We start from the raw sequence: 19,617 nt of genomic DNA on the forward strand, positions 1-19,617 counted from the left end.
ATAAATAATTCTACTGTTTCATGCAAAAGTGGTGTGATCGCTACAGGGTTATAACAGCACATCTGACGGGAGAGAGAATCCCCAGGCTATACCTCAGGAAACCGTGAGATCGCCGGGTTTGTAACGGGAAAAGTAAGATAACGGCTTGCCGATCCCTGGCAGGCTTCATCTCTCCTGTGCCTTACCATAAGGCCCGATCCCCACCGACTGTCGGCGGATCAGTTCGCCCGGCATCAGCGCCAGCGGCTCGACCTGCCCGCCATCCAGCATTTTCGCCAGCTGCATCATCGCGCTGGACACCATCTTTGCAACCGGCACGCGTACGGTAGTCAGCGCTGGCGTCACATAGGCGGCGACGGGGATATCATCAAAGCTGAGCAGGGAGACATCGTCCGGCACTTTCAGCCCCACGGCGCTCAGCGCGCAGGCGGCGCCGATCGCCATATCGTCATTACTGGCGACAATAGCGGAAAACCTGACGTTGCGCCGCAGCAGCTCGCAGGCCGCCAGCCTGCCGCTCTCATTAGTCCAGCCGCCTTCCAGCATCAGCGCCGGATGTGGCGTAATCTCATGCCGTTTTAGCGCGGATAAATAGCCGTTCAGTCGGCTGAGACCGGTATGCGATCCTGCCATGCCTTTGATAAACGCGATTTCCCGATGTCCCTGGCCGATCAGATAATCCACCGCCTGGAACGTATCGTTTTCATGATCGGCGCAGACGGCATAGTGTGGGAACGTTTTTAAACTGCGGTTCAGGATCAGCATCGGCTTACTGATCGTCGGGATCAGCGCGTCGATCTCTTCTACGCTCAACGATCTTGGATAAATGATCAGGGCATCGCAGCGGCTGTCGATCAAAAAATTGATGGCCTGCCGCTCCTGGTCCGCCGTGTGTTTGCCGTCGGCCAGCACCAGCTGCGACCCCAGCTGTTCGGTCAGCGTCGCTACCTGATAGAGCAGCTCGCTAAAAAAGGGGCCGTTATAAAGGGTATTGGGCACCATCAGGCCAATGCTCTGGCTGCGGTTGGTCGCCAGATTACGCGCCAGTAAGTTAGGCCGGTAGCCCATCTCCTCCACGGCGCTCATGACCTTGTCCCGCACCGTTTTCGACACGTAGCCATGCCCGGCCAGCACGCGAGAAACGGTCGCTTTTGAGACGCCAGCACGCCTGGCCACATCCAGCATCGTAATCATGGAGAGTTTCCTTTCTGTATCGGCCGCTTATTGTAACCAAAAACGCAGCGGTTAAAACCCGCATTTTTTTCTCGCCACGCCAGAAAAGATTAAATGATGCACGGTAAATATATTCAGGTGCGTCATAAATAAATAATCTGTAACCGGTCTCACATTATTTTATGTTTAGCGATAAATAAATTACTGAATGAGTGGGTGATGGATCACAAAAAGCAAAAAGAGGATCTGTAACCGGTTGCAGGCTGATCGAATGGCGCGTAAAAATTCAGGAAACAAAGGGGGATGTTATGATCAAGATATTATTATGTTGCTCTGCAGGCATGTCCACAAGCATGGTGGTGCAGCGGATGGAAAAGGCCGCCGTAAAGCTCGGGATTGATACGAAAATTCAGGCAGTTGGCATGGAAGAGTTCAGCGAAAAGATCGCTGATTTTGACTGCTGCCTGCTGGGCCCGCAAATCAAATACAAGCTCAATGATTTTCAGAAATGCGCGGCCGAATACCATAAACCGGTTGCCGTTATTAACACCATGGATTATGGGATGCTTAACGGCGAAAAAATTCTGCAATCCGCCCTGTCGCTTATTGAATCTCATCAGGGGGCATAATGAGCACACTGGCCGATTCGCTGTTTGGGGTGATTGAAAATCGTATCAGTCCGGTAGCCGCGCGCTTATCTTCACAAAGACATGTTGTCGCTATTAAAGATGGCTTTATTGCTTCCATGCCGTTTTTAATTGTAGGTTCCTTTATGCTGTTGTTTTCTCATCCGCCGTTCAGTGAAAACAGCCAGTGGGCTTTTGCAAAATGGTGGCTGGGCATCGTCAGGCAATATAACGACCAGCTGATGATGCCTTACAATATGACGATGGGGATTATGGCCGTCTTCATCACCAGCGCTATCGCCTATAACCTGGCGCAGAGCTATAAGCTCAACGGCCTGATGGCCGCGCTGCTCTCGCTGATGACCTTTCTGGTGGTCGCCGCGCCGCAAAAAGATGGTGCGCTGTCGGTTGCCTCTCTGGGCGGTGAGGGCATCTTCACCGCCATTCTTATCAGCCTGTACTGTACCGAAATCATGCATCTGCTGACGAAGTACAATATTGGCTTTAAGCTTCCCGAACAGGTGCCGCCCAAAATCCGCCAGTCTTTCGATCTGCTGATCCCGATCCTGGTTATTTTCCTCACGCTTTATCCGCTGAATCTGCTTATGGAGAGCCATTTCGGGCTGATCCTGCCGCAGGCAATTATGTCTCTGTTTGCGCCAATCCTGTCCGCTGCGGACTCATTGCCCGCCGTGCTGATAGCCGTGCTGCTGTGCCATCTGCTCTGGTTTGCCGGCATCCACGGCGCGGCAATCGTCGGCGGCCTGCTCCAGGCGTTCTGGCTGGCTAACCTGGGTATTAACCAGGAAGCGCTTAACGCGGGGCAGGAGGTCACCAAAGTCTTTGTTGAGCCGTTCTGGCAGTTCTTTATTACGGTGGGTGGCTCCGGCGCGACTATGGGTCTGGTGATCCTTTATCTGCGCAGCAAGTCTGCCCATCTGCGCTCGATCGGTCGTCTGGGCCTGGTTCCCGGCATGTTCAATATCAACGAGCCCATCATTTTCGGTTCGCCGGTAGTAATGAATCCGCTGCTGTTTATTCCCTTTGTGACCACGCCGCTGATCAACGCGGTTATCGCCTGGACAGCGACGCGCACCAACCTGATTAACCATGCCATTTCCCTGGCGCCGTGGACTACGCCCGGCCCGATTGGCGCTGCCTGGTCTACGGGGTGGGACTGGCGCGCGGTGGTGCTGGTCGCGTTTCTGATTGGCCTGTCGGCGTTAATTTATTACCCGTTCTTCAAAATGTATGAACGCCAGCTGCTGCAACAGGAAGCGGAAATGGCTGACGGCATGGTTCTGGCTGAGGAGACCAAATAATGGATGCACCACAGGATATGGAAACGACGGTGATGGAGCTGATTATCCATGCCGGTGAAGCGCGCTCTGCTGCCATGCAGGCGCTCCAGGCGGCGCGAAAGCATAGCTGGGAAGAGGCAGACGCCTCGCTGCTGGAGGCGACAAAAGCCGTGCGTGAAGCACACAGGATCCAGACTGAGCTGATCGGCGCGGACGAAGGCTGCGGCAAAATCCCGGTCAACCTGATCCTGGTGCATGCACAGGATCACCTGATGAATGCCATGCTGTGCCGTGAGCTGGTGGAAGAGATTATCTACCTGCATCGTGAAGTGCAGGAGCTGACCAAAACCCGTACGCAGTAGTTTTTAAAAAGGAACCATTTATGTCTGACAAATTACCCGCTGATTTTTTATGGGGCGGCGCCGTCGCTGCTCATCAGGTTGAGGGCGGCTGGCAGGAGGGCGGCAAAGGCCCGAGCATTGTCGACGTGCTGACGGGCGGTTCGCACGGTGTGGACAGAGAAATCACCGACGGCGTGATTGCCGGTAAAAATTATCCTAATCACCTCGCCACGGATTTTTATCATCGTTACAAGGAAGATATCGCGCTGTTTGCGGAAATGGGCTTTAAGTGTTTCCGCACCTCTGTCGCCTGGACGCGTATTTTTCCGCAGGGTGACGAGGTCGAGCCTAACGAGGCGGGCCTGAAGTTTTATGATGACGTTTTTGACGAGCTGTTAAAGCACGGCATTGAGCCAGTGATCACGCTGTCGCACTTTGAAATGCCGCTGCATCTGGTTAAACAGTATGGCGGCTGGCTTAACCGGGAGCTGATTGACCTCTTTGTGCGCTACAGCGAAGTGGTGCTAAAGCGCTATAAGCACAAAGTGAAATACTGGATGACCTTTAACGAGATCAACAATCAGCGCAACTGGCGCAAGCCGCTGTATGGCTACAGCAACTCCGGCGTCATTTTTACCGATCACGAAAACCCTGAAGAAGTGATGTACCAGGTGCTGCATCACCAGTTTGTTGCCAGCGCCAGAGTGGTAAAGCTGGGCCACGCCATCAATCCGGATTTTAAAATTGGCTGCATGCTGGCGATGGTGCCGCTCTATCCGTGGTCCTGTCATCCGGACGACGTAATGTACGCGCACAAAGCGATGCAGCAGCGCTATCTGTTTGGCGATGTGCATATGCGCGGAGCTTACCCTGCCTGGGTTCGCAAAGAGTGGGCGCAGCGCGGATTTACTATCAATATGGCGCCGGAAGACGAGCAGACGCTGCGCGAAGGCTGCACCGACTACCTTGGCTTCAGCTACTACATGAGCAACGCCGTAGAGTACGCGACCGCCCGGCAAACTGACGATACGCCGCTGGAGGCGTTCCCCGGCAGCCGCAAAAATCCGCACGTAAAAGCTTCCGACTGGGGCTGGCAGATCGATCCGGTCGGCCTGCGCTACACGCTTAACATGCTCTATGAACGCTACCAGAAACCGCTGTTTATCGTGGAAAACGGCTTCGGCGCGTTCGATAAGGTCGAGGAAAACGGCGAGATCAACGACGACTACCGTATCAGCTACCTGCGCGAGCATATTGTGCAGATGAAAAAAGCCGTGCTGGAGGATGGCGTCGATCTGATGGGCTTTACGCCCTGGGGCTGTCTGGACTGCGTCTCTTTCGGCACGGGACAGTACGATAAGCGCTACGGTTTTATTTACGTTAACCGCAGCGATGACGGCAGCGGCGATTTCTCCCGCGCCAAAAAGAAAAGCTTCGACTGGTATAAAGAGGTTATCGCCTCTGACGGTGCATCCCTTTAAATCCGGCTGACCGGAAAGGCCTGACGGGCGATGCCATGCCGCCCGCCAACAAGCCGGAGTGAATGATGAGAATTGCAGCTTACGATATTGGCGGAACCGCCTTAAAAATGGGCGTGCTGAACGAGAAGGGCGAGATCCTGGCGCAGGAAAAAACGGCGGTCCCGAATTTTTCCGGCGAGCACATACTGGCGTCGATTCAGGCATGGCTGGCGAGCCATTCCGAATGCGAAGGAATAGCCCTGAGCGTTCCCGGCTACGTCGATCCCTGGACGGGCTTTATTACGATGGGCGGCTCCCTGCGCGATTTTGACGGCTTTGCTTTACAGGCGTGGCTACAAAATAAAACCGGCCTGCCCGTTAGCGTAGAAAACGACGCCAACTGCGCGTTGCTGGCCGAACGCTGGCTGGGCCACGCACAGACGATGCGGGATTTTCTGATGATGACTATCGGCACGGGCATTGGCGGCGCGCTCTTTTGCAACGGCGAGCTGGTGCGCGGGCATCGTTTCAGGGCGGGCGAATTCGGCTACCTGCTCAGCGAGCGGCCGGGCGCGGGACGGCTGAACAGCTACACCATGAATGAAAACTGCACGCTGGCGGTCCTGCGCAGGCGCTATTCGCTGATAAGCGACAGGCCGCTGGAAACGGTCACGGGCGAAGAGATATTCGCCGGTTATGACCAGGGAAATAAAATTTGCGTCCGGCTGGTTACGCAATTTTATCAGGATCTTTGCTCGGGCATTTATAACCTGGCGCATCTGTTCGATCCGGAATGTGTCTTCCTGGGGGGAGGCATAACCGAACGGCTAGGCTTTATCGACGAGATCAAAGCGCATCTGGCCTGGTATGGCCTGACGGTGTCTGTCGCCAGAGCCAGCCATGGCAACAGCGCGGGGCTGACGGGCGCGGTGTATCACTACCTGAACAGCCGGCATAAATAAAGCCCAGCGGGTTTTATTCAGTCATTCATCATCCATGCGGTGAGGGGCAGGGCTACCTGCTTTCAGCCCACTCTCTGTCTGTCCGCTCATTCAAGGAGCTTTTTGTATGCAAAACAAAATAAAGATTGTCACCATCGGCGGCGGATCCAGCTATACCCCGGAACTGATCGAAGGGCTGATCCTGCGCAAGGATCGGTTACCCATTGCGGAACTCTGGCTGGTGGATATTGCGGACGGCGCCGAAAAAATGGAAATCGTCGGCAATATGGCGAAGCGTATGATTGCGGCAGCCGGACTGGACTGGCAGGTTCATCTGACGCTCGATCGTAAAGCGGCGCTGAAAGATGCCGACTACGTGACCACGCAGTTTCGCGTAGGGCTGCTGGATGCTCGCCTGAAAGATGAGGTTATCCCGCTGGCTAACGGCCTGTTGGGGCAGGAAACCAACGGTGCGGGCGGGCTGTTTAAAGCGTTCCGCACCATTCCCGTTATTCTGGAAATTATTGACGATATGCGCGTGCTTTGTCCCAACGCGTGGCTGGTCGACTTTACCAATCCGGCCGGGATGGTGACGGAAGCCGCGATAAAATATGGTCAATGGGAAAAAACGGTGGGGCTGTGCAACGTGCCTTTCAGCCATATCACCCAGGCCTGTGAGCTGCTGCAGACCCCCGAGGCCGAACTAAACTTCAAGTTCGCCGGGCTTAACCATTTTCACTGGCACCGCGTCTGGGACAACAAAGGAAATGAACGCACCGCCGAACTGATCGATAAAATCTATGCGCCGGAACAGTGCGATCGCTCTGATGAAGGCCTGAAAAATATTCACCAGATCCCTTTCCACTATGAGCAGGTCAAACACCTTGGCATTCTGCCGTGCGGCTATCATCGCTATTACTATTTACAGGAGCCGATGCTGGCGCACGCTGTTGAAGAATTCAGGCAGTATGAAACGCGCGCCGAGGTGGTGAAAAAAACCGAAAAGCGGCTGTTTGAACTCTACAAGGACGTCAACCTTAACTACAAACCGGAAGAGCTGAGCCAGCGCGGCGGCGCACACTACAGCGATGCGGCCTGCGATCTGATCGCCGCTATCCAGAACAACACCGGTAAACAGATGGTGGTGTCAACGCGCAATAACGGCGCCATTGCCGATCTGCCTTTCGACTGTATTGTGGAAGTGACGGCAGCTATTACCGCGCATGGCCCGGAGCCGCTGCGTTGGGGAGCGCTGCCGCCTGCGGCGCGAGGCATGATCCAGCTGATGAAGGCGATGGAGGAAACCACTATCGAAGCGGCCGTGACCGGCGATTATGGCGCGGCGCTGCATGCGTTTACCATCAATCCGCTGATCCCGGCTGGCGATACGGCCATCAAAGTGCTGGATGCGCTACTGTATGCCCATAAGGCGTATCTGCCGAAATTTGCCGAAAAAATAGCGCAAATAGAGCGGGATAAGCCGGAAATCGTCGCGTTTGTCGACCAGCTGTTGGCGGACCGCGAAGCGCATGCCTGACGGCCAGCACCTGCCGTCCGTGTCGGGCGGCAGCCTGTATACCTGATATCTTCCTGATGCCATCGCTATCCTTTTTTAAAAAATAAGGTGATGCCATACCTGCTCAAAGGCGTAAAGAAACCTTCTTGTCGGAGGCTGATAAACACTTTATTCAGCGCCGTTACAGGTTTTTAGCGCGCTATCCGTTCATTGCCCTCTGATTTCTGACGGCCAGCATGCTGTTCTTTTTTAAGTTTACCGCTGACAGGGGGAGCCTGGCGATCTGTGGTGGGGGGAGTGCTGTTTGCAGTCGGCGATGATGAGCGCTGAACCTGTTCATCTAAAGCCGTTATAAAAGGCGCAATGTTGCTGTGTCAGGTCTTTGCCATGCTGATAAATGCTTGCGCCTTGATAAAAAATCACTCGGGGGCGGTGCTCTGAAAATAAGACTCAGTAAGAGCAATAGCCGCCTTTATGATGGGAACCGGTACCGCCATGGGGATGTTGTCCCTTAGGACAGGCGAATGCTGAAGCAGACAGCACAGCCATCAGGGACGCCAGCAAAAGCAAGGTCGTTTTTTTCATCTCTGTTCTCTGTAAGTGACGAAGCAAAGATAATATACGCTTATAAATCCCAATAAGGATCCTGATAAAAAAACAGTACTATCACGCTGTTTCCGCCAGGCTGTCCAGCTCAGCCTGCGGCGGTAAGGTAAGCGACAGTAACTAATAAACTTTCGTTACAAAAGGGCGAATCATGCCTGCTACGAGCGCGTGAAAAAAAGGGAACGGCATGGGCGGCCTGCCGTTTTTCGCTGCTACGCTTATCGAAAAGGAGACGATTATGTGCGGACGTTTTACTCAATACCGATCCCGTGAGGCTTATCTGGAAGCCTTGAGCAACAGTATCGAGCGGGATATCGCTTACGATCCAGAGCCGCTTGGCCGCTATAACGTGGCGCCAGGTACGCGCGTACTGTTGCTCAATGAACGTGACGCGACGCTTCATCTCGATCCTGTCCATTGGGGATACAGCCCGGAATGGTGGCATAAGCAGCCGCTGATTAACGCTAAATCGGAAACGGCGGCGACGGGCAAAATGTTTAAGCCGCTCTGGCGCAGCGGGCGGGCGATAGTCATGGCCGACGGCTGGTACGAATGGAAACGCGACGGCAGTAACAAGCAGCCTTACTTTATTTATCATCAGAGCGGCGGGCCGCTTTTTTTTGCGGCCATCGGTAAAGCGCCTTTTAACAAAGAGGACGACCATGAGGGCTTCTTGATCGTAACGGCCGCCAGCGATAAAGGACTCCTTGATATTCACGATCGTCGGCCGCTGGTGCTGACGCCCGAGGCCGCGCTTGCCTGGATAAGTGAAAAAACCACCCCGGAGCAGGCGAGCGAAATAGTAAAAGAGGGGGCCGTCCCGATTGATGAATTTGCCTGGCATCCGGTTAGTAAGGCCGTGGGCAATGTCAAAAATCAGCGTCCCGAGCTGATTGATGAGGTTGAAACGGCCTGAGGTCGCACATAAAAACATCCCTTTCCGCTGCAAACAGCAAGAAGATCGTAAGGACAGGCGCTATGAGATTAAAATGGGTATTAAGCCTGGCGATAATATTTTTTTTTGCAGACCCGGCGCTGGCTGCCCGGCTGTCGGACGAGGAAGTGCAGCAGCGGATTGTAGCCGAGTCCATCGCAGACTATGCGGGTAGCTGCGCCTGCCCGTTTAATTCAGCCAGAAACGGCAGTCGCTGCGGTGGACGAAGCGCATGGAGCAGGCAGGGCGGTGAGGCGCCGATTTGCTATGTAAAAGAAGTGACGGCGGAAATGATTGATCAATGGCGAGCGGCCAATAACGAGGATTAGGCGGCACGCCGTGCCGCCGGAAACATCAGGCCTGTTTAGGCTGACCGTTGGATGCCATGATACCGCCATCGACCGGCAGATTAACGCCGGTGATATAGCGGGCGTCATCGCTGGCAATAAAGGCAATCGCGCTGGCGATATCTTCCGGTTCACCTGCACGCGCCAGCGGAATACGCTCATAGAACTTATTCAGCAGCTGCTGGTTATCTTTCATCTCTTCCGTCAGATCGGTAAAGGTAAAGCCGGGACAGATGGCGTTTACGCGTACGCCGTCTTCGCCATAATCCAGCGCCAGCGAGCGGGTAAAATTGGTGACCGCGCCCTTGGCGGCGTTGTAAACGCTCATTCCCCAGTCGCCACCCAGCCCGGAAACGGAAGAAACGTTAACCACGTTGCCTTTGCTTTTCAGCAGCGCGGGCATAAAGTAGTGCACGCAGTAGAACACGCCGTCCAGGTCAACCTTCATCAGCTGTTTCCAGTCGTCCAGCGCGATCTCATGAATGCGGCCCTGCACGATCTGGCCGGCATTATTTACCAGCACGTCCACCCGACCATATTTATCCAGTACGTTTTTGGCAAGCCGTTCTACCTGTTCCGCCTCACCCACGTCGCAAGTTGCAACCAGATGCTCACCCTGAGCCAGTTTCGCCAGCGTCTTATCCAGCTTTTCTTTCGTGCGGCCTACCAGCACCACGGAAGCGCCTTCGCTGGCGAAGCGTTCTGCCGCAGCCTGACCAATACCGGAACCTGCACCGGTTACCACCACGACTTTTTGCTGAAAACGGGCCATATTAACCTCCTGTTGGAATAAATCTCTTGTTAAAACGCTCCGTTAACCCTGGCAGGCCTGTGACGGATCGCAAGCCCGGCAAAAAGGGGAGGCAATTAACTTATTGTTATTTAGCTGGTTTTTCAGGGGTTTCAGAATGTAACTTTTTCTGAATGTAACAGCCCGGCCTGCATCTCCATGCAGAGCAGATCGCCCGCCAGCGCAGAGTGGTAAACCGATTCTCTGAGCAGCGTAAAGCCGTGACGCTGGTAAAATGTCATGGCGTCCGGCGTGGAGGAAAGGGTGAGCGTGGTGATGCCCCTGGAGAGGGCCTCATTTTTTATGGCAGTCAAAATTTGCGTGGCGTACCCTTTGCCCATATGGTCCGGCAGGGTAAAAATGGCCTCCACGCTGTGCTTTTCGCTGTCAAGAAAGCCTGTCGCTACGGGAAAACCCGGCGCGTCTGCCACAAAAAAAGGGTGCTGAACAATGGCCTGAAGATAGCCACCAGGCATTTTGTCCGGCGTCCAGGCCATGACCTTCTCTTCACCGTAGGACGCTCTACAACCGGCGCGGATAGCCAGGTTGCGTAGTTGCCATAGCGCCCGCGCTTCTTCCGGGCGTGCCCGTCTGATCATCGGCTTGACCTTAGCCAGCGTGGCTGGAATAACGTTTGATGTTAAAACCTTCTTCTTTTACCGGCGCAACAAAATAGCGGCTGATAAGCTCATATTCGGCCTCTGTAGCAGCAAAGTCATGGTTTTTTGCCTGGTTTCTTAACGCCAGCCGGGTTTTACACAAACTGTCTGGCTCATCCAGGAAATGCAGGATGTGCATACAGCGGGCCTGGTCCACAATTTGTTTCATCCACTGGCGTTGCGCAAGCGTATTTGCCGGAAAATCAAGCACTACGGAAGTGCCCGTTGTCAAGAGGGCAACAAGATGAGGCGTCAGCGTATCGCGCAGCCTTGCAGCGTATTTGACGTAATCCGTGACGTTTTTCATTTCCGGGCCATAAAGCCCGAACAGCCAGCTGTCTTCAGACAGGATAAGCGTGCGGGGAGCACTGGCAAGCTGCTGCGCCAGGGTGGATTTACCGGAAGCAATTTTACCGCACAGCAGATGCAGCAAGGGTGGAGAAGCAGCAGAATCGACCATAACATTCCTCGTTAACGACAATACCCTTTTTACAGCAAACCGTTCAGGGCGAGCGAAGGCGCATTAGAAACAGCGCCAGATGGTAAAGCAGATCCTCTACAGCGAACCTGATGGGCACCGAATAATTGATAATCAGCACGGCTAAAACCAGTAAAATCAGGCAGCTTGTTATAATACGCGGCATTATCACCTCTCTGCGCCCCTGGAGCGGCAAACCCAATGAAACCGGAAAAAGTCGTAAACATAGTTAAACACAACGGTATAAGGCAGAAAAAAGGCGACCAGCGCAATTTGCAACATAAAGGCTTTCAACAATGAGACGGTAAACCACCAGGCGGTTACCGGGATCAGGACGGCAAGCAGTCCGGCTTCAAAAAGGACGGCGTGGAGGATCCTGACAGGCAGGCTCCGCCTGAAACCCATTCTTATCTGAACAGCATCAAACAGGCGATTAAAAATAACATTCCACAGCATCGCCGTGACGGCGGACAGCGCTGCCAGCACGGCAGATTGCGTTACGGGCACGGCTAATATCGCCGCCAGCATGAGCGCAATCAGGACATTAGCCACCACCTCAAAAAGTATTGAGTGAAAAACCCTTTCTTTCAACGTTTTGTTTAACACTGTTTCCATTAAAGTTTCCGATAATCTCAACGGTTGCGCCCGGCAGGCAGGCGGTTACGGGCCGGTAGGGTAGCAATCCTGCTTACCGGAAACTTTGTCTACCATCATTTCTTGTCTTTATCGCGGGATCCTGAACGCATAAAACAGGTTGACGCACCCTGTGGCGTCATTTCTGAGACTGAAAGCGAAAAAAACTTGATAAACTGCTGGTCACAGCAGAAGCGATGCCTTTCGCCGAATAAATGCCGCGCCGTCTACCTTTCCTTTACGACCTCATGACCCTTCAGGCAGCGTCATAGCGTCGAACCGCACGGTTCCCTTATCAGGACTGACAGCTCGTCTGGTTAGCTGCGTGGCTTTTCAGAATCAGCACCAAATAAATTTACAGCGCCCTCACGCGTACGCATTTCCCGCACTAATGTAAAAATATCAACTACTCCAGCTGTGCTAAATCGAATTTTCTTATTCCTGGCGCAGGCCGGGATTTTTTTCTCGTCCATTTGAGAAGACGCTGAAGCAGAAAGGGGGCTCTATGTTCATTCATGAAATGGTAGTGAGGATTGGTGTGGTATCTTCAGCCGGAGCGAGTGTGGCGAGTCAGTTAGGTGGCATGAACTACAGCGTGTTGTTTGGCGCCTTTGCCGGATCGGTGTTTTATGTTGCCGGCGCAGCTGACATCGCTTTGCGCGTGCGGGCTGCTTATTTTGTTGTCTCATGGATCGTGGGCGTGTTCGGCGCCGATGTTGTAGGCGCCAAACTGGCTGGCCTGTTGGGATATAGCGACAGGCCGCTGGATGGGCTTGGAGCGGTACTGCTCTCGGCGCTGGCCATTAAAACCTTAACATTCTTTAATCAGCAGGATCCGGCCGCCTGGCTGGCCCGCATCAAAGGAGGCTTTCATGGTCACAAATGATCCTATGGTGATTACCAATGTGATCACCTGCTCGGCAATTGCCCTGCGGCTGATGTTTTTCCGTAAGCCCGGCGCGCACCATCAATGGTGGGCATCATGGCTGGCCTATCTGCTGGTGCTGGCCTATGGTTCGGTTCCGTTTCGTTATTTCTTTGATGATTACAGTCATAGCAGCTGGGCTTCTATCCTCATCAATCTGGTGTTCTGCGCGGCGGTATTTCGCTCAAAAGGCAACGTAGCGGAGATCCTTGCCGTGCTGCGCCCCGGTAGATGAAATTTTCGCCTGCCGGTCGGCTTGTCTCACTGGCAGGAGTTCTTTTTTTGAACGGTACTGTTAAGGTCATACGCCGTATTAATATATTATTCTTACCTAAGCTAAATTAGCGTAATAAATACATGTTCACTCTGCCGCTTATCCATCAATCTGTTGCGCGTTCTTTTCAGACATAACCTGCTGTATTAAAAGGCAGTCAATCCCCGCTCCCGCTATTAATAAATCGCTTTCTTTCACGATGCGAATAAAGCCAAATCCGCCAGAAATGTTCTGTTACGGGAAAGTTTCATTAATAATGGTAAAACGAACGATTTCCTTACATTATTTACCAGCGGTAGTTAATCTTCATTGGGTTTACAACTTTCTTCTGCCAGGATTAGTCTGTTTTTCTCTTTAATCCCCTGTAGATTTGCCGGATAAAGAAACATTTTCCGGTAAAAGATGGGTTAAAATGGCAAAAAAGTTAAATCTGTTTAAATCAAGGGTTGAGATGCTCAGCCATTGCTCAGTAAAATAGGGCCAAAACTCAAATCAGGAGAATTTCGTGTCAGAAGCTGCGTATGTCTATCATCCGGAACGACTGGAAGAAGCGAAGAACATCGCTTTGGGGTGGCGAATTGTAGGCCAGATGGAGCCGCAAACGCTTGAGGATGCTATTCAAATGTTGCGAGACAGCTCGGCCTACGCTGCACAGGTTTACGATCTGCTTTACGCCGAAATCGCTGAGCATCAAAAAACGCAGGAAAACCGCTGATTACCTTCGGGCCAGCGCGTCGGCCCGATAGCGTTGCCAGGTTTCCCAGCATTTTTGCGGATCGACATTAGCGTATCCGCAAAAAGGATCCAGCGTGCGGGCTATATTATCCGGTACTAAAACCTGCGTGGTGATATCCCGAATCTTTTCCACTTCTTCCTTCGTTAACGGCGAGCCTTTACGCCATTCAGCCTTCGCCAGTAGCCCTCCCAGCGCAGGAACAGATATAACCGCCATAGTTGCGTCTCAATTAATTGCCTGCTCAGATCGTCGGCTCGTCCGGAGAAAACTTTAGGTTGTTACGAAATTTAAATTTATTTAAATAAATTTTAACAACTCATTAAAGTAATAAAGAGGGGGATGTATCAGTGCGGTTTCAGTTTTCAGATAAAAAAATGCCCGCAAAGAGGATAATCACGGGCCAACACCAGGGAAACTTGATAGAAGAATAGTGGCATGAAGACGGTAAAACGCAACCGTCCACGGGCAAAAATCGTTATAATAACGCCTGAAGTGCGAGGGTTATCAAAATTCTTCTGCAATCAGCCACTGGTCCGCTTCATCGAACATTTCTTCAATAATTCTCAACATTACCGATTTGTCGCTTTTGCTGGCGTCCGTTTTCACGCCGTTTGCCTGCATAGGTTTTACTTTGACGTCGGCATCGGGGAAAACTCGCTTAATGCGCTTTTCCAGTTCATCTAAAATCAGCTGCTGCGCGTTTGGTAAGCCCGCAACGTTGCGCTTATCGTAAATCAGTTCAACAAACATGAGAGGGATCCTGGTTATCAATGCTGGATAAAAATACAGTTAAATCTGCCTGGCTTCAACTGAAATTTGTTGATGGCGGCGATAACTTTCCTTATCTGGTCGACACTTGCGGCCCCTCCCGCTGCGCAGCAATCATCAAAAATTGCTGTGCACATAGACTACACTTCCCTCGGTTAACTTAAGGAGAGAAAAGATGAAAAAATTGTTACTTTTTCCACTGATTGCCGTGGCCACTTTACTGAGCGGCTGCGCAAATGACCATATCATTCATATGCGCGACGGCAGCACAAAGGTTGTTGAAGGGAAGCCGGAAATTGATAAGGCGACCGGTATGGTTATCTACACCGATGAATCCGGCAGGCAGCAGGCGGTAAACCAGGCGGATATTAAAGAGATGAGCAGCCTGTAACGCAGACCAGGCCACTTCCGATTGCGGCCCAACCACGACGCGGGCAGGATACTGTGCCAGACCTGTCAGACACTTGCCCGGAGAATGCTCATGCTTCGTTTACTTGCCCTCGGCGGCCTTTGCGCCTGTTCTTTTTTCGCTCAATCCTCTGAAGGCACTGCGCCGTTACAAAACAGCGAGTATCAGATTACCTGTCCGGGCAGGCCAACCATGACCGTGACCAACGCACAGTATGGCCTGACCACGGTATTGTGGGCGGGCGATAACTTCCAGATTGCGTCCGGCAGCCAGCAGTCCCGTACCGATAACGGCGATAAAGTGGCTATCGTGCTGTTTCGCAACGGAGACCAGATGGTGATGAACAAAAGCACCAATGAGACCTTTTTCTCGTATGACGGTAAGAAAAACCTGGTTTCCTGTAGCCGCACCGGCGAACGCGAAAACAGCACGGTAACATTGCAACGAACCGATGCGTCGGGAAAGGTCGAATCCTGAGTAGTCAGTCGGGCAATCTTGCCGGGAGGCCGGCGCGGGCCGCAAACTTTTACGTATAAAAGAGGAGTCTATGACTATCAGAATAACGCACCAGCCTGGGGCGGACGAACTGGCGGAAATTGAAGCCGGCCTGCTGGCTTATAACTCGCATTTTATGGCTATCGGCGAGTTAAAAAGTATCGGGGCATTTATTGAAGACGCCAGCGGCAAAAAACTTGCCGGCCTGACGGGTTCAACGGTGGGCAACTGGTTGCGCATTAATATGCTTTGGGTAAGCGAAGCATTGCGTGGGCAGGGGACAGGCACGGCGCTGATGCAGGCGGTGGAAGAAGAGGCCCGTCGACGCGGCTGCCTCTACGCTCAGGTCGATACCGCCAGCTTCCAGGCCCGGCCTTTCTATGAAAAACAGGGCTACGTTGTCCGGCTGGTACTGGATAACTATCCGCGCGTGCACCAGCGGTTTTACCTGACGAAAACGCTGTAGCAGGAAGACGACGATTATTCTCCTGGCCGCTGACGCAGATCCAGCGGCGAGTTCTCCGCCTCATCCAGCAGCGCCAGCCACTCCCGCATCGTCACTTCCTGCCAGGAAAGGTGGCCTTTTGTGGTTCCCATCAGCACCACGTCCGGGCGCAGCGCCCGATAAAACTCCAGCGTTTTTTTCAGATCGGCCTCGTTGCTTTCCGGCACCAGCACGGTTACCCAGCGCTGGTGGCTGAGGCTGATAGTATCGCCGACAAACAGATAGGTTTTGCCATAGGGCGAAGCATAAAGGTAGGTGGTGCTGCCCGGCGTATGGCCCGGCGTGGGCACCACGTGCAGGCTGCCGCAGTGCACTTCCGCCTGATTAAAGGTGTCGTCCGCTTCGGCGAACGAGCTGACGGGGCCAAGCGCGCGGTTGTGGCAATAGAGCGCCGAATTAAAACGCTGCTGCAGCAGTCGCGCGCCCGGGCCAGCCTCGTGCCAGTGGGTCAGATAGTGGCGAAAAATCCCGCCGAGATCGCTGATAATATTATGGTCTTCATGATCCTCAACGCGTGAAATCAGCACGTTGCCGCGTGAAAGCTTCAGCAGAAAACCGTGCATCATCACTTCCGGATCGCGTTCGCCCGGCGGAAACTCCGGCGTTGAGATCCACAGATCTTCATACAGCTGCTTCATGAATGCTCCCGCAGTACCGCATGCCCTGACAGAGTCAGCCTGGCGACATCGCCTGCGACCCGCAGCTGGCCATGCGCGCCAAGCGGCAGCGTGACGGTGTTCCAGTGATGGCCAAATTCCAGCCCGGTCACCACCGGCAGGCCGGTCAGCTCGCGTATTAGCGTCCACACGCTGTCAAAGTCATAGCCGTTGTCGTACTCGCTGAGTTTTACGCCAGTAAAACTGCCGGTGACAATGGCTTTCTGCCGTGCCAGCACGCCGTGCTGCGCCAGCTGCAGCAGCATTCTCTCCACGCGGAAAGGGTGCTCGTTAATATCCTCAATCACCAGGATGCCGCCGTCGATCTCCGGCAGCCACGGCGTACCGATCAGCGAAGTCAGCATCGCCAGATTTCCGCCCCAAACCGTGCCCGAAACGTCTACATCCTGCGGCGCGGTGGGCCATTCCAGCGTGAATTCGGGCGAGGTCAGCGCCCGCCAGAAATGATCGAGGGTGAAATCAGAAACGACCTCCGCGCCAAAATTGCCTGCCAGCATCGGGCCGCTGAAGGTTTGTCCGCCCGCCTTCAGCAGCGCCATCTGGATCACGGTAAAGTCGCTGTGGCCGCAAATTGCCAGCGGGCGCTCGCGCAGACGCGCCGCCAGCGCGGCGGCATCGAAACCGGGAAGCAGCCTGGTGGCGCCGTAGCCGCCGCGAACCGTCAGCACAATATCCGCTTCGACCTGTCGTAAATCCAAATCCTGTAGCCGCTGCTCGTCGCTACCGGCAAAACGTTGGCTGCGACGGGCGATCGTTTGCAGGTTAGTCACCTGATGACCCTGCTCCTGCAAACGCCGCACGGCGAGCTGCGCGGCCGCCTGATTCTGACAATAGCCGGAAGGCGCGATCAAATGAAAAGTGCGTGGAGTAACGGACATAATCTTCACTTTTATCCTTAATTGGTTAAATTTTGGCCCTTATTCAACGGTTTTTCGTCGCGGTAAAGCTGTTAGCCTTGTACTTTCAGGCGGGACATCTGTTTTCTGCGCAGGGTTAATGAATCATTTTACGCAATCCAGGGTCCAATACGGCTGATAATGACGAAAAGCGCAGCTGAAGTCATCCACCGCTGCGCTAAATTAAGAGTTTCGGTAATATTATCCCGGCAAATCGCCGCTATGATAAAACGCGAAGCTAAAGCTGAGAGGAATAAAATAGCGTGAAGAGCATAAAAACAGTGGCGATCGTGAGTATGCTCCTGCTGGCAGGGTGCGCCAGCCAGCCGCATAAACCGAATGAACATCAGCGGCAAACCCCGCTCACCAAGGCGCCGCCGGGGAAGGTTGCTCAGGCCTGGTCGCTGTTTACGGAAAACGCCGCGCATAACTACGGCGTCGATCAGAAGCTGGTTGAGGCGATCATTTCCGTGGAATCGGGCGGCAATCCAACGGTAGTCAGTAAGTCGAATGCCATTGGATTGATGCAGATAAAAGCCTCTACGGCGGGCCGGGAAGTCTATCGGGTACAGGGCCGTCGCGGGCAGCCAAGCACCTCGGAACTGCGCGATCCGGTGAAAAATATCGATATTGGTACGGCTTATCTGAAAATTTTGCAGGATAGTTCGCTGTCGGGGATCCGCGATCCGAAAACGCTGCGCTACGCCACTATTGTTTCCTACGCTAATGGCGCAGGCGCGCTGCTGAGAACGTTCTCACGCGACAGGGATCGGGCTATCGCCATGATCAACGCCATGACGCCGGAAGAGTTTTATCAGCATGTACAGAACAAGCATCCGGCAGCGCAGGCGCCGCGCTATTTGTGGAAGGTGACCACGGCCTACCGGACAATTTAGCGGACGCGCGACCTGATAAAGCTTGCTGCGTCAGCAGGATGGCTTACGGCTACTGAAAGCGGGTGGCTTTTTCGCGCGCCAGACGTTCCAGCGAGAAAATCACGTTCTGTAACAGGCGCTCCTGGCTGAAATCCAGCGAGGCGAAGCGAAAGCTCAGGCGCGGCGTGACCACGGTTTCATTTTTATTGCCTACCACGCTGCGCTCGCCGACGTTAATCAGCGTGGCGTCCGCCTCAAGGCGACCATATTCGCCCAGTTCAACACACACTTTCTTAAAGATTTCGCCACCCTCCAGGCTTTCCGGAATGGGAGAATCGCTTAACACGCCGATACCGCCCAGCGAGAGATCCTGGACTCGCATCCGGCCCTGGCCGCTGCCGTCCGGCCATTTGACATAGCAGTAAAAAATGGGGTCAAGCGGGACGGCCACGCGAAAGAACTCACGTCGTTGGATCATCAACAGCTCGTCGGGCAGCCCGGCGCCAAAGGCAGGCAGGCCTTCATGACTGTCGTTTTCAAGGGCGTTAAGCGTAAACTCGACTTTTGCGCCGTAGGTTTCTGCGGCCAGATGCAGTTCATTCATTTCCAGCGCCAGCTGGTTTTCATACTCATTGCTGCCGTAGTCGACGATCAGACGCTCTTTATCCGCATACAGCAGCCGCGTAATAAACTGGCCCCTCGCATGGCAAACCAGAACAGGCGTCTGATTTTTCAGCAGATTTTTTAATACGGCAAGCACGGCGAGCGGGCCACGCTTGAGATATTGTTCTTTTTCTTCTTCTTTCACGTCCTACTCCGATTGGGTGTCAGCAAACCCGCACCTGGCGGTGTTACGTCAAATTATCGGCATCGGCGCGTGACGCTTTAGCCGGTCCGAAAAAAAAATTGCAAAAAGTTTGGCTTTAAATCACAGAGTTAGAAATCTTGCCTATACTTATGCCGTCTAATCAGTACAAGCAAAGGAGCAGTAAATGGGAATTTTGTCATGGATCATTTTCGGTCTGATTGCCGGTATCATCGCTAAGTGGGTTATGCCGGGTAAAGATGGTGGCGGTATTATTATCACCGTGATCCTGGGCGTAGTCGGCGCCGTGGTCGGCGGCTGGATCAGTACGCTGTTCGGTTTCGGCAAGGTAGACGGCTTCAACTTCGGCAGCTTTATCGTGGCGGTCATTGGCGCCATCGTTGTGCTGTGGATCTACCGTAAAGTCAGAAGCTAATCGCGCAGCGG

Annotated in this window: 26 protein-coding genes; 16 read left to right on the forward strand and 10 right to left on the reverse strand. The window is 53.5% G+C overall.

The window, feature by feature from the left end:
• Positions 1–165: 165 nt before the first annotated feature.
• Entirely contained in the window at positions 166–1,194 is a 1,029-nt protein-coding gene (locus tag AB3U87_RS11590) for a LacI family DNA-binding transcriptional regulator (RefSeq protein WP_253454548.1), read from the reverse strand.
• Between the two features lie 287 nt (positions 1,195–1,481).
• Between AB3U87_RS11590 and AB3U87_RS11595 the strand changes: the two genes are divergently transcribed.
• From AB3U87_RS11595 to AB3U87_RS11630, 8 genes are all read left to right on the forward strand, one after another.
• Entirely contained in the window at positions 1,482–1,802 is a 321-nt protein-coding gene (locus AB3U87_RS11595) for a PTS sugar transporter subunit IIB (RefSeq protein ID WP_253454547.1), read from the forward strand.
• A complete protein-coding gene (locus AB3U87_RS11600; RefSeq protein ID WP_253454546.1) occupies positions 1,802–3,121 on the forward strand; it encodes a PTS sugar transporter subunit IIC in 1,320 nt (439 codons plus the stop codon). Before AB3U87_RS11595 ends, AB3U87_RS11600 begins: the two co-directional genes overlap by 1 nt.
• Positions 3,121–3,462 carry a PTS lactose/cellobiose transporter subunit IIA gene (locus AB3U87_RS11605; RefSeq protein ID WP_253454545.1) on the forward strand — a complete coding sequence of 114 codons (342 nt, stop codon included), beginning with the start codon at positions 3,121–3,123 and terminating at the stop codon, positions 3,460–3,462. Before AB3U87_RS11600 ends, AB3U87_RS11605 begins: the two co-directional genes overlap by 1 nt.
• A 20-nt stretch (positions 3,463–3,482) precedes the next feature.
• Entirely contained in the window at positions 3,483–4,922 is a 1,440-nt protein-coding gene (locus tag AB3U87_RS11610) for a 6-phospho-beta-glucosidase (protein ID WP_253454544.1), read from the forward strand.
• A 65-nt stretch (positions 4,923–4,987) separates the two neighbouring features.
• On the forward strand, positions 4,988–5,863 hold the full coding sequence (locus AB3U87_RS11615) for an ROK family protein (RefSeq protein ID WP_394149208.1): 876 nt from the start codon (positions 4,988–4,990) through the stop codon (positions 5,861–5,863).
• Positions 5,864–5,969: 106 nt separating this feature from the next.
• Positions 5,970–7,379 (forward strand): 6-phospho-beta-glucosidase, encoded by a 1,410-nt coding sequence (locus tag AB3U87_RS11620; RefSeq protein ID WP_394149102.1) that lies wholly within the window; start codon positions 5,970–5,972, stop codon positions 7,377–7,379.
• An 823-nt stretch (positions 7,380–8,202) separates the two neighbouring features.
• Positions 8,203–8,880: an SOS response-associated peptidase family protein gene (locus AB3U87_RS11625; protein ID WP_253454542.1), complete on the forward strand. Its 678-nt coding sequence runs from the start codon at positions 8,203–8,205 to the stop codon at positions 8,878–8,880.
• A gap of 62 nt (positions 8,881–8,942) precedes the next feature.
• Positions 8,943–9,227, forward strand: a complete 285-nt coding sequence (locus AB3U87_RS11630; RefSeq protein ID WP_394149105.1) for a hypothetical protein — start codon at positions 8,943–8,945, stop codon at positions 9,225–9,227.
• Between the two features lie 25 nt (positions 9,228–9,252).
• Here the strand turns inward: AB3U87_RS11630 and budC are convergent, their stop codons facing one another.
• The 4 genes from budC to AB3U87_RS11650 all read right to left on the reverse strand — a co-directional run bounded on the left by budC (position 9,253) and on the right by AB3U87_RS11650 (position 11,787).
• Positions 9,253–10,017: a meso-2,3-butanediol dehydrogenase gene (gene budC, locus AB3U87_RS11635; RefSeq protein WP_253454540.1), complete on the reverse strand. Its 765-nt coding sequence runs from the start codon at positions 10,015–10,017 to the stop codon at positions 9,253–9,255.
• 131 nt (positions 10,018–10,148) lie between these two features.
• Entirely contained in the window at positions 10,149–10,634 is a 486-nt protein-coding gene (locus AB3U87_RS11640) for a GNAT family N-acetyltransferase (protein WP_301251739.1), read from the reverse strand.
• Positions 10,635–10,644: 10 nt separating this feature from the next.
• Positions 10,645–11,154 (reverse strand): P-loop nucleotide/nucleoside kinase family protein, encoded by a 510-nt coding sequence (locus tag AB3U87_RS11645; RefSeq protein WP_253454538.1) that lies wholly within the window; start codon positions 11,152–11,154, stop codon positions 10,645–10,647.
• Between the two features lie 186 nt (positions 11,155–11,340).
• A complete protein-coding gene (locus AB3U87_RS11650; RefSeq protein ID WP_253454537.1) occupies positions 11,341–11,787 on the reverse strand; it encodes a PACE efflux transporter in 447 nt (148 codons plus the stop codon).
• Positions 11,788–12,310: 523 nt separating this feature from the next.
• Here AB3U87_RS11650 and AB3U87_RS11655 point away from each other — a divergent pair.
• The 3 genes from AB3U87_RS11655 (at position 12,311) to AB3U87_RS11665 (ending at position 13,719) form a co-directional block, all read left to right on the forward strand.
• Complete coding sequence (locus tag AB3U87_RS11655; RefSeq protein WP_394149109.1) at positions 12,311–12,691, forward strand: putative holin; 381 nt, start codon at positions 12,311–12,313, stop codon at positions 12,689–12,691.
• A complete protein-coding gene (locus AB3U87_RS11660; protein WP_253454536.1) occupies positions 12,678–12,965 on the forward strand; it encodes a phage holin family protein in 288 nt (95 codons plus the stop codon). The genes AB3U87_RS11655 and AB3U87_RS11660 overlap by 14 nt, the downstream gene beginning before the upstream one ends.
• A gap of 544 nt (positions 12,966–13,509) precedes the next feature.
• Positions 13,510–13,719, forward strand: a complete 210-nt coding sequence (locus AB3U87_RS11665; RefSeq protein ID WP_370733925.1) for a hypothetical protein — start codon at positions 13,510–13,512, stop codon at positions 13,717–13,719.
• Here the strand turns inward: AB3U87_RS11665 and AB3U87_RS11670 are convergent, their stop codons facing one another.
• Positions 13,720–13,956 carry a hypothetical protein gene (locus tag AB3U87_RS11670; RefSeq protein ID WP_253454535.1) on the reverse strand — a complete coding sequence of 79 codons (237 nt, stop codon included), beginning with the start codon at positions 13,954–13,956 and terminating at the stop codon, positions 13,720–13,722.
• Positions 13,957–14,244: 288 nt separating this feature from the next.
• Positions 14,245–14,490, reverse strand: a complete 246-nt coding sequence (locus tag AB3U87_RS11675) for a DinI-like family protein (RefSeq protein WP_125289676.1) — start codon at positions 14,488–14,490, stop codon at positions 14,245–14,247.
• A gap of 193 nt (positions 14,491–14,683) precedes the next feature.
• Between AB3U87_RS11675 and AB3U87_RS11680 the strand changes: the two genes are divergently transcribed.
• The 3 genes from AB3U87_RS11680 (at position 14,684) to AB3U87_RS11690 (ending at position 15,878) form a co-directional block, all read left to right on the forward strand.
• Positions 14,684–14,899, forward strand: a complete 216-nt coding sequence (locus AB3U87_RS11680) for a YgdI/YgdR family lipoprotein (RefSeq protein WP_253454533.1) — start codon at positions 14,684–14,686, stop codon at positions 14,897–14,899.
• A 90-nt stretch (positions 14,900–14,989) separates the two neighbouring features.
• Positions 14,990–15,394: a hypothetical protein gene (locus AB3U87_RS11685; protein WP_253454532.1), complete on the forward strand. Its 405-nt coding sequence runs from the start codon at positions 14,990–14,992 to the stop codon at positions 15,392–15,394.
• A gap of 70 nt (positions 15,395–15,464) precedes the next feature.
• Complete coding sequence (locus AB3U87_RS11690; RefSeq protein WP_394149113.1) at positions 15,465–15,878, forward strand: GNAT family N-acetyltransferase; 414 nt, start codon at positions 15,465–15,467, stop codon at positions 15,876–15,878.
• Between the two features lie 14 nt (positions 15,879–15,892).
• On the opposite strand, the gene AB3U87_RS11695 is transcribed toward AB3U87_RS11690, so the two are convergent.
• Positions 15,893–16,555, reverse strand: a complete 663-nt coding sequence (locus tag AB3U87_RS11695) for an MBL fold metallo-hydrolase (RefSeq protein WP_253454530.1) — start codon at positions 16,553–16,555, stop codon at positions 15,893–15,895.
• Entirely contained in the window at positions 16,552–17,472 is a 921-nt protein-coding gene (gene ldcA, locus AB3U87_RS11700; protein ID WP_369896071.1) for a muramoyltetrapeptide carboxypeptidase, read from the reverse strand. The genes AB3U87_RS11695 and ldcA overlap by 4 nt, the downstream gene beginning before the upstream one ends.
• 314 nt (positions 17,473–17,786) lie before the next feature.
• On the opposite strand from ldcA, the gene emtA reads away from it, so the two are divergent.
• Complete coding sequence (emtA, locus tag AB3U87_RS11705; RefSeq protein ID WP_125289821.1) at positions 17,787–18,386, forward strand: membrane-bound lytic murein transglycosylase EmtA; 600 nt, start codon at positions 17,787–17,789, stop codon at positions 18,384–18,386.
• Between the two features lie 49 nt (positions 18,387–18,435).
• Here emtA and AB3U87_RS11710 read toward each other — a convergent pair whose 3' ends face one another.
• A complete protein-coding gene (locus AB3U87_RS11710; protein ID WP_394149116.1) occupies positions 18,436–19,173 on the reverse strand; it encodes a flagellar brake protein in 738 nt (245 codons plus the stop codon).
• A 184-nt stretch (positions 19,174–19,357) separates the two neighbouring features.
• On the opposite strand from AB3U87_RS11710, the gene AB3U87_RS11715 reads away from it, so the two are divergent.
• The gene (locus AB3U87_RS11715; protein WP_253454527.1) at positions 19,358–19,606 is read left to right on the forward strand and encodes a GlsB/YeaQ/YmgE family stress response membrane protein; all 249 of its coding nucleotides are present in this window, start codon (positions 19,358–19,360) and stop codon (positions 19,604–19,606) included.
• The last annotated feature ends 11 nt before the right edge of the window (positions 19,607–19,617 follow it).

The sequence above is a fragment of the Erwinia plantamica genome (genome assembly GCF_043420595.1).
GTDB classification, from domain to species: domain Bacteria; phylum Pseudomonadota; class Gammaproteobacteria; order Enterobacterales; family Enterobacteriaceae; genus Erwinia; species Erwinia aeris.

Excerpts from the sequence above, each read along its gene's own strand:
- AB3U87_RS11680 (WP_253454533.1), top strand. The coding sequence starts at position 14,684 with ATGAAAAAATTGTTACTTTTTCCACTGATTGCCGTGGCCACTTTACTG.
- AB3U87_RS11590 (WP_253454548.1), bottom strand. The coding sequence starts at position 1,194 with ATGATTACGATGCTGGATGTGGCCAGGCGTGCTGGCGTCTCAAAAGCG.
- AB3U87_RS11690 (WP_394149113.1), top strand. The coding sequence starts at position 15,465 with ATGACTATCAGAATAACGCACCAGCCTGGGGCGGACGAACTGGCGGAA.
- AB3U87_RS11670 (WP_253454535.1), bottom strand. The coding sequence starts at position 13,956 with ATGGCGGTTATATCTGTTCCTGCGCTGGGAGGGCTACTGGCGAAGGCT.
- AB3U87_RS11685 (WP_253454532.1), top strand. The coding sequence starts at position 14,990 with ATGCTTCGTTTACTTGCCCTCGGCGGCCTTTGCGCCTGTTCTTTTTTC.
- AB3U87_RS11630 (WP_394149105.1), top strand. The coding sequence starts at position 8,943 with ATGAGATTAAAATGGGTATTAAGCCTGGCGATAATATTTTTTTTTGCA.
- AB3U87_RS11605 (WP_253454545.1), top strand. The coding sequence starts at position 3,121 with ATGGATGCACCACAGGATATGGAAACGACGGTGATGGAGCTGATTATC.
- AB3U87_RS11615 (WP_394149208.1), top strand. The coding sequence starts at position 4,988 with ATGAGAATTGCAGCTTACGATATTGGCGGAACCGCCTTAAAAATGGGC.
- ldcA (WP_369896071.1), bottom strand. The coding sequence starts at position 17,472 with ATGTCCGTTACTCCACGCACTTTTCATTTGATCGCGCCTTCCGGCTAT.
- AB3U87_RS11650 (WP_253454537.1), bottom strand. The coding sequence starts at position 11,787 with ATGGAAACAGTGTTAAACAAAACGTTGAAAGAAAGGGTTTTTCACTCA.
- AB3U87_RS11625 (WP_253454542.1), top strand. The coding sequence starts at position 8,203 with ATGTGCGGACGTTTTACTCAATACCGATCCCGTGAGGCTTATCTGGAA.
- AB3U87_RS11645 (WP_253454538.1), bottom strand. The coding sequence starts at position 11,154 with ATGGTCGATTCTGCTGCTTCTCCACCCTTGCTGCATCTGCTGTGCGGT.
- budC (WP_253454540.1), bottom strand. The coding sequence starts at position 10,017 with ATGGCCCGTTTTCAGCAAAAAGTCGTGGTGGTAACCGGTGCAGGTTCC.
- AB3U87_RS11695 (WP_253454530.1), bottom strand. The coding sequence starts at position 16,555 with ATGAAGCAGCTGTATGAAGATCTGTGGATCTCAACGCCGGAGTTTCCG.
- AB3U87_RS11675 (WP_125289676.1), bottom strand. The coding sequence starts at position 14,490 with ATGTTTGTTGAACTGATTTACGATAAGCGCAACGTTGCGGGCTTACCA.
- AB3U87_RS11660 (WP_253454536.1), top strand. The coding sequence starts at position 12,678 with ATGGTCACAAATGATCCTATGGTGATTACCAATGTGATCACCTGCTCG.
- AB3U87_RS11595 (WP_253454547.1), top strand. The coding sequence starts at position 1,482 with ATGATCAAGATATTATTATGTTGCTCTGCAGGCATGTCCACAAGCATG.
- AB3U87_RS11655 (WP_394149109.1), top strand. The coding sequence starts at position 12,311 with ATGTTCATTCATGAAATGGTAGTGAGGATTGGTGTGGTATCTTCAGCC.
- AB3U87_RS11610 (WP_253454544.1), top strand. The coding sequence starts at position 3,483 with ATGTCTGACAAATTACCCGCTGATTTTTTATGGGGCGGCGCCGTCGCT.
- AB3U87_RS11715 (WP_253454527.1), top strand. The coding sequence starts at position 19,358 with ATGGGAATTTTGTCATGGATCATTTTCGGTCTGATTGCCGGTATCATC.
- AB3U87_RS11640 (WP_301251739.1), bottom strand. The coding sequence starts at position 10,634 with ATGATCAGACGGGCACGCCCGGAAGAAGCGCGGGCGCTATGGCAACTA.
- emtA (WP_125289821.1), top strand. The coding sequence starts at position 17,787 with ATGCTCCTGCTGGCAGGGTGCGCCAGCCAGCCGCATAAACCGAATGAA.
- AB3U87_RS11620 (WP_394149102.1), top strand. The coding sequence starts at position 5,970 with ATGCAAAACAAAATAAAGATTGTCACCATCGGCGGCGGATCCAGCTAT.
- AB3U87_RS11600 (WP_253454546.1), top strand. The coding sequence starts at position 1,802 with ATGAGCACACTGGCCGATTCGCTGTTTGGGGTGATTGAAAATCGTATC.